This window comes from Paraburkholderia metrosideri (assembly GCF_904848625.1).
In the GTDB taxonomy this organism is placed as follows: Bacteria; Pseudomonadota; Gammaproteobacteria; order Burkholderiales; family Burkholderiaceae; genus Paraburkholderia; species Paraburkholderia metrosideri.
In genome coordinates this window covers 68,304-81,239 of the sequence record NZ_CAJHCP010000013.1, presented here as the reverse complement: position 1 = coordinate 81,239, position 12,936 = coordinate 68,304, and the positions used below count along the sequence as shown (strand labels likewise).

General features: G+C 62.1%; 10 protein-coding genes. 7 read left to right on the top strand and 3 right to left on the bottom strand.

Features of this window, described 5'->3' with window-relative positions:
• Positions 1 to 96 precede the first annotated feature (96 nt).
• From LMG28727_RS26360 to LMG28727_RS26350, 3 genes are all read right to left on the bottom strand, one after another.
• Positions 97 to 624: a CPBP family glutamic-type intramembrane protease gene (locus tag LMG28727_RS26360; protein ID WP_201645240.1), complete on the bottom strand. Its 528-nt coding sequence runs from the start codon at positions 622 to 624 to the stop codon at positions 97 to 99.
• Positions 625 to 1,050: 426 nt separating this feature from the next.
• Complete coding sequence (locus LMG28727_RS26355; RefSeq protein ID WP_201645239.1) at positions 1,051 to 2,811, bottom strand: tannase/feruloyl esterase family alpha/beta hydrolase; 1,761 nt, start codon at positions 2,809 to 2,811, stop codon at positions 1,051 to 1,053.
• 630 nt (positions 2,812 to 3,441) lie between these two features.
• Positions 3,442 to 4,332, bottom strand: coding sequence for a LysR family transcriptional regulator (locus LMG28727_RS26350; protein WP_201645238.1), 891 nt, complete (start codon positions 4,330 to 4,332; stop codon positions 3,442 to 3,444).
• Positions 4,333 to 4,430: 98 nt separating this feature from the next.
• On the opposite strand from LMG28727_RS26350, the gene LMG28727_RS26345 reads away from it, so the two are divergent.
• The 7 genes from LMG28727_RS26345 to LMG28727_RS26315 all read left to right on the top strand — a co-directional run bounded on the left by LMG28727_RS26345 (position 4,431) and on the right by LMG28727_RS26315 (position 12,744).
• Positions 4,431 to 5,984, top strand: coding sequence for an AMP-binding protein (locus tag LMG28727_RS26345; protein ID WP_201645237.1), 1,554 nt, complete (start codon positions 4,431 to 4,433; stop codon positions 5,982 to 5,984).
• An 11-nt stretch (positions 5,985 to 5,995) separates the two neighbouring features.
• Complete coding sequence (locus tag LMG28727_RS26340; RefSeq protein ID WP_201645236.1) at positions 5,996 to 7,177, top strand: acyl-CoA dehydrogenase family protein; 1,182 nt, start codon at positions 5,996 to 5,998, stop codon at positions 7,175 to 7,177.
• Between the two features lie 55 nt (positions 7,178 to 7,232).
• The gene (locus tag LMG28727_RS26335) at positions 7,233 to 8,330 is read left to right on the top strand and encodes a CaiB/BaiF CoA transferase family protein (RefSeq protein WP_201645235.1); all 1,098 of its coding nucleotides are present in this window, start codon (positions 7,233 to 7,235) and stop codon (positions 8,328 to 8,330) included.
• A gap of 55 nt (positions 8,331 to 8,385) precedes the next feature.
• The gene (locus LMG28727_RS26330; protein ID WP_201645234.1) at positions 8,386 to 9,690 is read left to right on the top strand and encodes an MFS transporter; all 1,305 of its coding nucleotides are present in this window, start codon (positions 8,386 to 8,388) and stop codon (positions 9,688 to 9,690) included.
• Positions 9,691 to 9,794: 104 nt separating this feature from the next.
• Positions 9,795 to 10,853, top strand: a complete 1,059-nt coding sequence (locus tag LMG28727_RS26325; RefSeq protein WP_201645233.1) for a porin — start codon at positions 9,795 to 9,797, stop codon at positions 10,851 to 10,853.
• Positions 10,854 to 10,928: 75 nt separating this feature from the next.
• The gene (locus LMG28727_RS26320) at positions 10,929 to 11,297 is read left to right on the top strand and encodes a BON domain-containing protein (RefSeq protein ID WP_201645232.1); all 369 of its coding nucleotides are present in this window, start codon (positions 10,929 to 10,931) and stop codon (positions 11,295 to 11,297) included.
• 103 nt (positions 11,298 to 11,400) lie between these two features.
• On the top strand, positions 11,401 to 12,744 hold the full coding sequence (locus LMG28727_RS26315; protein WP_236592361.1) for a serine hydrolase domain-containing protein: 1,344 nt from the start codon (positions 11,401 to 11,403) through the stop codon (positions 12,742 to 12,744).
• Positions 12,745 to 12,936: the final 192 nt, after the last annotated feature.

The following is a 12,936-nucleotide window of genomic DNA, read 5'->3' as shown; positions in this document are numbered from 1 at the left end:
GAAGGCGGACGCCCGGCGACCGTATCGAATATTCAAAGCCGGTCGGGCTGCACCGTTCACATCGGTCAGCCGCGCGAAGGGTTTTATATGCCGGCCTTAGTTCCAGCCTGTCCACAAGATAGTGTTGTAGATGCTGTGCACAGCAAACGTCATGAGTATCGGCTTTCCCTTCTTTCTCTTTTCAATCACGTACACCGCTGTGAGAAGAACCCCAGTCAACGACAGCTTCAGTAAGGCTGCGCCTCCATAACCGTGAAGTGCACCGAAAATACATCCGACTGCGACGCACGATACGGTCCAGTTCGCGCGCAGGAGTCTTCGGAAAATGAAAATTCCGGTTACCTGAACAAGCAGGGTTTCTAGCAGAGGGGCGAGGAGCGAGCCGCCAAATAGCTGCAAGATGGGGGAATACCCAGCTAGCGCGTGAGTCGCAAGCGTCCTTTGCCCTGTAAAAGCGAACACGACGGCGCTGATCGCGATCTGGGCTGACATCGAAAAACATATCACGATAGAAATCATGGCGAGCCTTGATCCAAACGCCGTCGTGAAGCGTTCGGCTACGTAGGGTCGAGCCAACCACTGTTCGATGCCTTTGTGATACTGGCGCAGATGCGTCGTTGACATGCCGAACTCTCTTTGTTGGTAGCGTGTTATGCGAATACGGCGGGAGACTTCAGGCGTGTTTAATCTCGCTCCGTTTGTTCTGGCTGGCGACATGTCTGAACCTCATGACGGAGCCGGGGCGAATGAAGGATTGTCGCCGATTCGGCTTGCGAGGTTGAATGCGCGACTGGCCGGCAGTGTGGGTTCATTTCAGTGACGCCAAAGCCAGTGGATGAAAATGGTGGCAATCAGATCCGGTCATCGACCTGGCGATATCGGCCAGGAAGGGACATTCGCCGTTCCGAGCAAGATCGTCGACTATGCGTCACGCTTGTGTCGTGTTCGACGGCGTGATGACACCTTCGGCTGTCCAGATTGCAACTGACGCGAGACGCGCGACGACAACGGGCGTGGTAGCCGTTCGCGCGTCTCCGCCTGCGTGCGCTATTACTGCACGCAGGTAAACGACGCCGAGCTGTTCACGTCGCCCGCGCCGTTATAGCTGGGCCACGTTGGGTACGGGCACAGCGGCCGCGTGCGTCCCGGCACGCCCGCGGTATCGGTGTCCACCTGATGCACCGGCGGCGTCCCGTACTCGACCCAGTTCTGCAACGCCGTGAGCGAGTCCCACGACGCGTTGAACTCGGTGCCGATCGCGTGTTGCATCCCCGGAATCTCGTAGAAGCGCACGAACGACTCGACGGCCCTAAAGCCCATCGTAAACAGCAGGCGCTGATAGTAGATTTCAGTCGCTCGCGTGCTGACAGTCTGGTCCACGGTGCCGTGCGCCATCAGCAGCTTGCCGCCGCGCTGCATGAAGGGCGTCAAATTCGCGTCGGTCGCGTCGAGTCCCGACAGCATGCTGATTCGCCCGGACCAATGACCTGCGAGCGCCGGATTGAACGTCAGCGAGTCGAAGTTCGGGTTGTTCATCACCGTGTAGCGGACGAACTGGTCGCTGATCTGTCCGTCGAACATCGCGGTGCTCAGCAGTGGATACGTTGGTTGCGTCGTACCGAGCGCGAGCTCCGTGATCGTCGGCTCGAGCGGCGAACTGCTGCCCACCCCCAGATCCGCGCCATACACGTTATAGCCCGGATACTGCATTTCGCCGTTTTCAAGCGGATACGCAAACACGAGTGGCGTGTTCATTGTGGTTAGCGCCGCGATCTGCCGGTCGGACAGGCACGTGTCGCCATGCGCCGTACCGCCGGCGCAGCGCAGTGGCTTGCCGTCGACGTCGCTCGTCGCCGGGTTGAACGTTGCATTGCACGCCTGCACGTTGCTGATCAGCCCGTCGACGACGCCGTCAAGTCCGTCGCATGCCTGCATCACCGCTTTGAGCAGCAGCGCGCGCTGCGCGGTGTCGAGGTACGCGCCCGGCGCCGCGAAGCCTTCTGTCACGCGCAACTGCTGCAGGCTCAGCGTCGTGAAGTCGTACGCGGGATAGAAGGCGATCACACCGTCCCAGTCCTGCGGCCAGCGCTGCGCTACGGTCAGCGCCTCGCGCCCGCCAGTCGAGCCGCCCGCGAAATAGGCCTTGTGCGGATGCGCGCCGTAATGCGCGTCGATGATCACGAGCGCGGCGTCGTGCGTCTTCTTCAGCGCTTCACCCATGAAGTTGTCGTACGCCTCGGCGTTGACAGAGAACGCGCCGCTCACCGCGCCGTTCGTTGCCTCGTGCCCGGAATCGCTCGCGAACACCGCATAGCCGCGCGACAGCGGTCCCGGCAGATCGGGTGGCGCGCTCGGCACGTTGCCGGTCACGGCGGGGATCGAGCCGTCGAAGCCGCCGCCGCCGAGCATCAGGATCCTGTTATTCCACTGGTCCGGCAACGCGATGTTGAACAGGATGTCCGGTGCGGACGGATCGACCGGATGAATCGCGCCGGCCACGAGGCAGTACGACCCGGTAGCCGTCGCCCCGCTGCCGCTTGCCGCCATCTGTGTCGTCGATGTGACGACGGCGCCGGTTGTCGGCAGGCCGATCTCGTGGGCCCGGATGGCCAACCCGTTCAGTTTTTGACAGCTTTTTTTCGACGGTAGCGGCGGCCTGTGTGGTCCGCATGTCAGGTCCCGGCATGGACCGGCGGCCAGCTCCGCAGACGCGTCGCCGCTCCATATGGCGGCCAGTACCAGCACACAGCACGCACCCAGCCACGCCGACACGCGCCCACACGCGCGCCACAGCCCGCTTCTCGAGATCATCGCCTTGTCTCCTTCCAGTGAGGCCTGAGACGGTGCCGGACGTTGTGACATCAGCCCCTATGCCGCAACGCACCGATGACCCTTATCCCTTTCGGGTCAACTGCGGAGTCACCGCGTGCGCGACGATCGACAGCGTGTTGCACGCGATACCCGCCCGACACCGCATATTCGAACCTACCGTCAACCCAGCAGAGGACTTTAGCCGGACCGTCGACGTTATTCTTGAAGGCCGCCGCATGCGCGCTCGCGGCGCGGTGCGAAAAGATACGGTTAAGCGTTCCCCTTGCGCATGGTTGTGCATGTAGCGCGACGGGTCGGTCGCTGCGCTGCAGCAGACGCTTGGCGATCAACTCCAAACTGCGCGGCAGCCGTCCCGCCCAGCGTACACAAGTCGAGCTGCGGTGTGGCAAAGCCCACTGCGCTCCGTTGTCGAGTGCAAAGCGGAAAGGGCTCACCCAGCACGCCGGTCGCAACGCCGCCGGAGGAAATAGTTCAGTTACATCATAGTTGCTCACGCGCGCGGCAGGGGCCTAACAGTGAGCGCCCGCACACCGACGATCTCGTCGCCTTCAGGCCTCGCTAACCGAAGCCCGCCCTGATCGGCCGCACAGATAACCATGCCGGTATTGTTCAGTTGGTCCATTCCTGTAGCAATGCCATCGCGCGCTGTGCGAGCGGAGAAAGGTAAGCGTCCCTGCGAACCACCACGCCGATGTGCCGGCGCAGGTCGAGTTCATGGATGTCGAGGTTGAGCGCGCGCAATCCTTCTAGCGAGTCAAACGATTCAGTGCCCGCGACGCAGAGCATCGCGGTGCCGCGCAGCAGATGCAGCAGCGAGGTGCTCCCGAAGTCGGTTTCCACGCGTAGCTTGGGCACGTCCAGACCGAGCTTGGCGAACGCCGCGTCCACCTGCTGACGAAGGGGGATGGTCGGCCCGGGTAGCAGCCATTCCTGATCCGCCAGATCGGCCAGCCGCAGATTGCGCTTCAGGTGCAGTGGATGCGATTCATCGGCGAGCACGGACAGGCTATCGCGAAAGAGTTCGACGAATGATAGTCCGTCTGCATCCGGCTGCGGCTCGGGAGCCACGATCAGGTCGAGTTCACCCGCAACGAGTAAATCGACAAGATCGCGCGCCAGCCGACGCCGCAGTCGCAGGCGCGCAGCAGGGCGTTCCTTCAGCAACTGGCGACAGGCGCCCAGAACGAGCGCAGGCGGTACCGTCGGCGAATAGCCAAGACTCAGCACGCCCTGTTCGCCACTGCGCAATGCATGCATTTCTTTCAGCGCGTCCTCGTATTCCAGAGCAATCCGTCGCGCACGCGCGAGGAAGAGCGAGCCCGCCTGAGTGGGCGCGACCCCATTCGCCGTTCTCTGGAACAACGCGAGGCCGGTCTGCGCCTCGACACGCTGGATAGCTTTGCTGAGCGCCGGCTGGCTCATGCCCAGCGCCTCCGCAGCCTTGCCGATGCCACCGTACTCCTCTACCGCAAGCAGGTAATCCAGATCCCGGGTCTCCATGGGCATTCCCGTTGGCTATGGCTTTATAGCCAGCGCCGCATTGTGGTAATGGCTTGCATCTTACAGACTAACGCCAGCATTGATAAAGGAGACACCGATTGGGCTTTGCTTACTTTCTGCGCCGCGCCGCGCGTTTTTGGGGCGACAACGTTGCGGTCATTCATCGTGACCGCGAGCTGACGTACCGTCAGCTCGACGAACGCTCGACCTTGCTGGCGAATGCGCTGCTGGGGCTGGGCCTTGCGAAAGGCGACCGGGTTGCGGTTCAGGCCCGCAACTGCACGGAGCTGGTGGAAATCGAATGTGCGCTATACAAGGCAGGGCTCGTCAAAGCCGCGCTGAATCCGCGCTTTACGGCACACGAAGCGGCGGATGTCGTTGAGAATTGCGCGCCGCGCGTCATGATCGCAGGTGAGGGATTCACGGCTTACGATCGCGCGTCGCCTGGCTTCGGTTCGGTCGAGTCGTTCATTTCGCTCGGCACGCCTGCGAACGGATACGCCGATTACGAAGCGCTGATTTCGAGCGCCAGCCCGCATCTGCCCGATGTCGCGCTGTCGTCCGACGATCTCGCGGTACTGCATTTCTCTTCCGGCTCGACTGGCAAGATCAAGGCCGCCATGCAGACCTACGGCAACCGCCTCGCGTCACTGCGCAAGATCCTGCTGGGCATGGATTGTCCCGCGAAACCCGGCGACCGGCTCGGGTTGATCGGTCCGATCACGCACGCGTCCGGCATGTTGATGCAGCCATACCTGTATTCGGGCGCCACGCTCGTCCTGTTCGACACGTTCGAGCCCGCGCACTTTCTGCGTGAAGTCGAGCGGCTGACGATCACGCACGTCTTCATGGTGCCTGCGATGATCAACATGCTGCTCAACGATCCGTCGCTGGATACCGCCAATCTGACGAGCCTGAAGATGCTCGGCTACGGTGCGGCGCCAATGGCGCCTGCGCGTATCCAGGAAGCGTGGACGCGTATCGGCCCGGTACTGTCGCAAGGATACGGCGCGAGCGAATCGACTTCGGGCGTCACACGTCTTTCCATCGCCGATCATGCCGACGCGATTGCCCATCGCCCCGAGCGGCTTGCGTCGTGCGGCCGGCCCGCGGGCGAGACGGAAGTGCTCGTCGTCGACGAACACGGCCGCGAGGTCAGCGGAGATACGCTCGGCGAAATCGTCATTCGCGGTGCCGACGTGTTTCATGGCTACTGGGGCGCGCCGGAACTCACGCGTGAAGTGCTGGTCGACGGCTGGCTGCGGACGGGGGATCTCGCGCGCGTCGACGAGGAAGGGTACATCTACCTCGTCGATCGTCAGAAAGACATGATCATTTCCGGCGGCTTCAACGTCTATCCGACCGAAGTCGAGGCTTCGCTTTATCAGCATCCCGATGTCATGGAAGCGTGTGTGATCGGCGTTCCCGATGAGAAGTGGGGCGAAAGCGTTAAGGCCGTCGTCGTGCTGAAGAGCGGACGCAACACCGTTGCGGACGAGATCATCAACCATTGCCGCGCGCGGCTGGCTGACTACAAGCTCCCCCGTACCGTGAACTTCGTTGCCGATCTGCCCAAGAACGCGAGCGGAAAGATCGCCCGCAAACTGGTTCGCGAGCAGTACTGGCAGGGTGTCTCGCGTCGAGTAAATTGAAGAGGAAGGTTATGTTCGACTACCTGAATAGTCCGACGTTCGTTGAAACCCGCGAGGGCATTCGCCGTTTCGTCGCGGAAGAACTGCAACCGATGGAGCAGGAGCTCGGCCTCGGCAGCGAGGACGTCTGGCCGCGCGAGACGCTGCGCCGCGTATGGCGCCGCTCCGCCGAACTCGGCTTCTACGCGGCATGCCTGCCCGTCCAGTTGGGCGGCAAGGGCTTGTCGATTCTCGAACAGTGTGCCCTCAAGGCGGACCTCGCCGCGTCCGGTTCCGCACTCGCGCCGCATGTGCTCGGCGACCTGGGCGGTCCGCCGCGTGTCGGCAACATGCTCAAGTATGCGAGCGCGGATCAACTTGCACGCTATTTCGAGCCGGTGATTCGCGGCGAGAAGTCGACCTGCTTCGCGCTGACCGAACCGCATTCCGGCTCGGACGCGCAGAGTATTTCCACGACGGCGGTCGTCGACGGCGACGAACTGGTGATCAATGGCGTCAAGCATTACATCAGCGGCGCACCGTTCGCCGACTTCGCGATCGTCATGTGCGTGACCGACGCAACGACCACGCCACCCGCCATCACCGCAGTGCTCATCGATCTCGATCTGCCAGGCGTGACGGTGGAGCAGCAATACGTGCCGATGTCGGGGCAGCACATCGATGCGGACATTCGCTTTGTCGACGTTCGTGTGCCGCGCGCCAACGTGTTCGGCGGCGAGGGCAACGGGTTCAAGCTCGGCATGTCGCGCATCAACGTCAACCGGTTATTGCACTGTCCGACGATGCTCGGCCTCGCCACGGCGGCTTATGAAGCGTCGCTCGATTACGCCCGCACACGGCGGCAGTTCGGCGGTCCGATCGCACGGTTTCAGGCGATCCAGCACATGCTCGCCGATATGGCCACAGCGCTGTGGGCATGCGAAAGCATGATCGCGCAAAGCGCCGCGCTCGCGGATGCCGGTGCCGATCTGCGCATGAAGGCAGCAGCCTGCAAGCTGTTCGTGTCGGAACGCTGCTTCGAAATCGCGGACAAGGCCGTGCAGATTCACGGCAACGTCGGGGTGACGCGCCATCATCCGATCGAGCAGACGTTCCGCAAACTGCGCATGTTTCGAGTCTTCACCGGCACGAGCGAAATACAGCGCAATACGATCGCCCGCGTGATTCTCGACCCTGCTGGCACAGCGGCATGACAGCCCAGCACAGTACGCTGACACGCGTCGCATCTTTTGCAAGGAAACCATGCGGATGAAACCCGACTGGTCATGCCTGAACGGCGTCAAGATTGTTGATCTGAGTCAGTTGTTGCCCGGGCCGCACGCCACTTCAATGTTGATGCAATTGGGTGCGGACGTCGTCAAGGTTGAACCGCCGGGTACGGGCGATCCGGCGCGGCAACTTGGAAGCGCGGTTTTCGCGCAGATCAACCTCGGCAAGCGCTCAGTCGCGCTGGACCTGAAGAGTGCCACCGGCAACGCGGCGTTTCTCGATCTGATACGGGACGCGGATGCGGTCGTCGAAGGCTTCCGGCCGGGCGTCATGCAGCGGCTCGGACTCGACTACGCCGCGCTCGCCGAGGTCAACCCGCGCATTGTTATGTGCTCGATATCCGGGTTCGGACAGACCGGACCGTATTCGGCGCTGCCCGGCCACGACCTCAACTATCTGGCGCTCGGCGGCTTCTGGTCGATACCGGTTCAGGTCAATGACCGTGTCGCGCGTCCGCGGGTTCGTCTCGCGGACTATGCCGCGTCGAGTCATGCCGCGCTCGCGCTGGCCGTGGCGGTTCTCAGCGCACGCCAGAATGGCCGTGGCCAGCATCTCGACGTGTCGATCCACGACTGCGTGATGGCATGGACGGCGCCCGCCGCGTGGACGTCGCGCGATTATGCGCAGGAGCCCATGATGTCGCCGACGGTCATGCCCGAGAACGACATTTTTGAAACCCGGGACGGGCGCTACCTCGCGCTGGGCATTCTGGAAAACAAATTCTGGCTGACGCTGCGTGAAGCGCTCGGTGCCGACTGCCCCGCGCTGATGGACGATCGGTTCGCGTCGCGCCTCGGCAGGCAGCAGTTCAAGCACGAGGTCAACGCGCTGCTCGCGCACATGTTCCTGGAGCGCACGCTTGCCGAATGGCTCGCTACGCTGGAGGCTTTCGATCTGCCGGTTTCGCCGCTGCTTGACGCACACGAGTTGTTTCTCGATCCGCACGTGCGCGCACGCGGCATGGTCCGCGAGTTTGCTCACGACGGATCAATGGCGGTGCGCTTTCCCGTGAAGTTCTCCGCAGGTCTGCCCGACGCAGGCGACACCGTCCCCCTGCTCGGTCAGCATGACGGCTGAGGCAACGCAATACCAGGGACGCAAAGACGTTCCGACCATCATGGAGACCAAGCGAATGGCAATCGAACAAAGCGAGTATCGGCCCTGGCGGGCGTGGTCCATCGCGATCATGCTGGCCTTGATGATGCTCGTGAACTTTCTGGACAAGGTCGTGCTCGGCCTCGTCTCCGTACCGATGATGCGTGAGCTTCATCTGTCGCCTACGCAGTTCGGGCTGATCGGGGGCAGCCTCAACTGGCTGTTCTCGATCTCCGCCGTGCTCGGCGGCCTCGCGGCCAATCGCGCGTCGACAAAATGGCTGTTGCTGCTGATGGCCGGCGCATGGACCGCGCTGCAATTGCCGATGCTGGTTGCCGGCTCGATCTGGAGCGTGATCGCGTGCCGCGTCCTGCTCGGCGCGGGCGAGGGGCCCGCGTCGCCGGTTGCCGTGCATGCGCTCTACAAGTGGTTTCCCGACGCAAAGCGCAACCTGCCCGTCGCGGTACTTCACCAGGGCAGTGCGCTCGGCCTGCTGGTGGCTGGCCTGAGCATTCCGGCTATTACCGCGCATTGGGGCTGGCGAGCCAATTTTCTGGTGCTGTCCGCACTTGGCGGCCTCTGGTGCGTCGCGTGGCTCGTATTCGGCGCCGAAGGGAAACTGTCGAGTCCGGTACGGTCGGACCACACCGCACGTGTTCCGTATGCGCTACTGCTGACGGACCGAACGGTCCTGGGCGTTTTCGCAGGGCATTTCGCTGCCAACTGGATTCTCGCGATGACGCTCACCTGGACGCCGACCTGGCTGCAGCTTGGGATGGGCTACGAACCGCAGACGGCGGGCAGAATGTTCGCGTTGTTCGTGGCGATCACCGCGCCGCTGAGCCTGGGCCTGGCCTGGCTTTCCCAGCACCTGCTGACGCGCGGCGTGTCGTCGCGGGTTGGGCGTGGCGGCTTCCTGACCGTGACGCTGGTCATGGCGGGTGCGCTGCTTGCCTCAACGGCGTGGCCAGGTCTCCCGCCGATGCTCAGGTTCGTTTTGCTGACGCTCGGCAGCGGCATGACGCTCGTGACTTACTCAATTGGGCCAGCCATGCTCGGCGAAGTGACTCCTGATTCGCAGCGGGGCGGCATTCTCGCGCTAAGCAACGGTTTTTCGTCGCTCGCCGGACTCGCCGCGCCGATCGTTACCGGCTTGTTGATCGAAGGCGCTGGTCGGTCGACTGCTGTCGGGTTCGAACAGGCAAGCGTCGCGAGCGGCGTGGTGCTGCTGGGATGCGGCGTGCTCTGCGCTTTCTGCCTCGACCCGCGGCGCTCGCTACGCCGCTTCGCCCTCGGCACGACACGTGCGCCGGGGGAACTCAACCTGGTCGAGCGGAGCTGACGGCACCGCCAGGACGGTTTATTGTCGCGTACCTCGGAGTACGCGACAGTTTCATACTTTATTAGTTATCCGTACGAATATATATAAAATAATCCAGGAGACGTATGAAGAAGGTTCTGTATGCGATGCTGATGAGCGTGCTTTCCGGCTCAGCCTATTCGCAATCGAGTGTCACGCTGTACGGTGACATTGGTGGAGGCGTCCGATGGACGAATGGCGCCAAGGGCGGTAGCGCAATCGGCTTCAACAACAATATCATCGCCGGCAATCAGTTCGGCTTTACCGGCAAAGAGGACCTGGGCAACGGTCTCAAGGCGATCTTCAAGCTCGAGGGCGCATTCAGCAGCGGCACTGGCGCGATAAAGACCTCGGGTACGCTGTTTTCTCAGGCGGCCTTTGTCGGTTTGACCGGCGATTTCGGGCGCCTGACATTGGGCCGGCAACTCAACGCCAACGAAGACTTCGGCATTCTCATCGACCCTGCAGGTGGGCGAGGGCAGTCCATCGCAATCGAACCCGGCGTGGTGTACAGCGCGAACTATTTCACACTTGATTCGCGCTTCAATAACACCATCAAGTACCTCGGGCAGGTTGGCGGTTTCCGCTTCGGCGCCAGCTATTCGCCGGGTGGCGTGGCCGGCAATACGCGCGCCGGTACGAACTTCTCCGGCGCCGCCATGTATCAATGGGGACCCGCGCTTGGCGGCGTGTCCTATCAGAAGACCTACAACGCCGCCGCGACGCAGTGGGCGCAAACGTTCCAGACCGGCGGCACGCTGCAGATCGGGCCGGCGCGCCTTTATCTGAACTATGCCGACCTCACGGTCACCGGCACGACGCCAGGCGCGCCCCGGCGTCGTGACAAGATTCCCGGCGGCGGCATCGTGTGGGTGGTCACGCCGTCATTCCAGGTCACGGCGGCTTTCACCGACGACATCGCCAGCGATCTCGGTAACGTTCAGTCTGCCAGCGGCCACAAGATCACGACGTACGCGATCGCCGAATATTTCCTTTCCAAGCAGACCGAACTCTACGCGGAGGTGGATCGCAATGGCTTCTCGGGCGCCTATCGCTATGACCCCGCCAACATCACGGCCCTTGGCCTCAATCCTGGCGGGCGTGGATTGACCGGCGTTTCAGCCGGCCTGATGACCCGCTTTTAGGCATTCGCGGCGACGTGATGAGCATTTGTATTCCGCCTGTATTCCCTATTTGTTCACATTGACCGAAGGACTGGCATGATTAACCCGCACCTGAGCCTGCATACCCTGTTTGCCGCGGCGCTTTTCGCATTCGCCGGCCATGCAACGGCGCAGTCCACGCCCGCGTTGGCAGACGGGGTGGCCGCCATCGCCGCTACCGGAGCCACCACGAAGGCGTCGAAAGCGGCGGACAGGAAGCTTGCTCATCGCATTGCTACCGCGCTCGAAAGGACCCGCGGACTGAACGCAGCCCGCATTCTCGTCAAGGTTCGCGACGGCCATGTCACGCTAAACGGCTCGGTCACCGATAACGAGCAGGTCTCTTTGGCTGCCGATGCCGCAAGGCAAGTCGACGGCGTCAAGACTGTGGAGAATTTCGTCCGCGTTGCCGGGCCGTCGCTCTAATGGCGTCGCGAACCTCGTATCGAGCCATGTCGGACCTGGCTGCTGTCGCGAGGACGACAACGACAACCATGAATCTGCAAGACCGTTCACCAAGAGAAAACGTATGAACATCAGCAAGCTTTCGGCGACTTCGGCAATTCGTTTGCGCGTTACCGCGTCCGCCATGCTCATCGGCACAGTATTGCCGACAGCCGCGCATGCGCAAATGGCCGCGCCCGTCGCGGATCCCGTTGAACTCGGCGTCATGCAGGGGTTCCCTCCACCGGCGGACAAACTGGTAACGAAGGCAAACTCCATGCGCTTTCCCAACCTTGGCTGGGCGCTGCGCAACACGCGCATGATGATGCCGACGGCCAGTGTCGAGCATGCGCGCGTGCCGATGCCTTTGCCAGCAGCGTCCATGCTCGATCCTGACAAAGTGCAGTTCACTGTGGACGGAACGACGTTGAGTCTCAGCGATTATCTGCGGCGAACCTATACCGATGGTTTCATCGTCATTCACGATGGGAAGATCGTCTACGAGGGCTATTTCAATTCCTATACGCCGCATCAGACTCACGCGTGGGCCTCCATGACCAAATCGGTGACGGGACTGATTGCCGCGCAATTGATCGACGAGGGGAAGCTCAACCCGGAAGCGAAACTGTCCGAGTACGTCCCTGAACTGGCGGCCACCCCTTTTGGGGATGCTACCGTGCAGCAGAACCTCGACATGGAGGTGCCGGTCAGCTATCCGGCAGATCTGCCACCGGATCTTGGCCTCTTCGGCGCCGTAGGGTTCATCCCCCGCCGCAGCGATGCACCGGACAGCATCTACGATTTTCTGAAGGTGACACATCCAACGCCGAATGCGACCGCGGGTGCCATGTGGTACTACCAGAATGGCTCGCCGGAAGCGGTTGCCTGGGCGCTCCGGCGCATTACCGGCTTATCGTGGAGCGAAATGGTATCGCGTTCGATATGGCAAAAGATTGCTGAAGATGACGGTGACGTCGTGGTGGATCGCACAGGGACGGAGATGGCTAGCGGCGGCTTCAATACGACGCTGCGCGACGCCGCACGCTTCGGTGAATTGATGCGCAAGGGAGCCGCCGGCGCTTCAATACTGTTCCCGGTTTCGTCGATTCGTCTTGCTTTAAAACCCGCTGACAACGCGGGCGCCTTCGCGAAGGGCAATCTTGCCGCAGGACGGCCCGGCTATTCCTATCACGACTACTTGTACCAGGTGAACGACGGTGACAGGTCATTCGCGGCCGGCGGGCGATTTGGCCAATCGATTCTGGTAAATCCCAAAGCCGGTCTCACGATCGTCAAGTTTTCATCCTATCCCGATCAAGCCGCGCGCCCGACGAGCGCCGCAGCAGGAAAAGCCATTCCACGTGAGTCGCTTGTAACTGCCAGCGCTCTGGACGAGGCAGCGCGCGCAATCAAAGCCGCTATTCGATGAGGCACCGGATGTCTCGCCGACCGCGCAGGCGGGGAAATTACCGACAGGCTCGTCTGCCGTTAGACCGATCGGCCTAATACGACGCCCTTATGGGTAATCCCGCTTTCTTTAATACGCGTCAGCGACGGTCTTCGCATGCGGGCATCTACCTCGGGCGGGCACATTCATTCATGCGCCGTCCCCAGGTGGCCC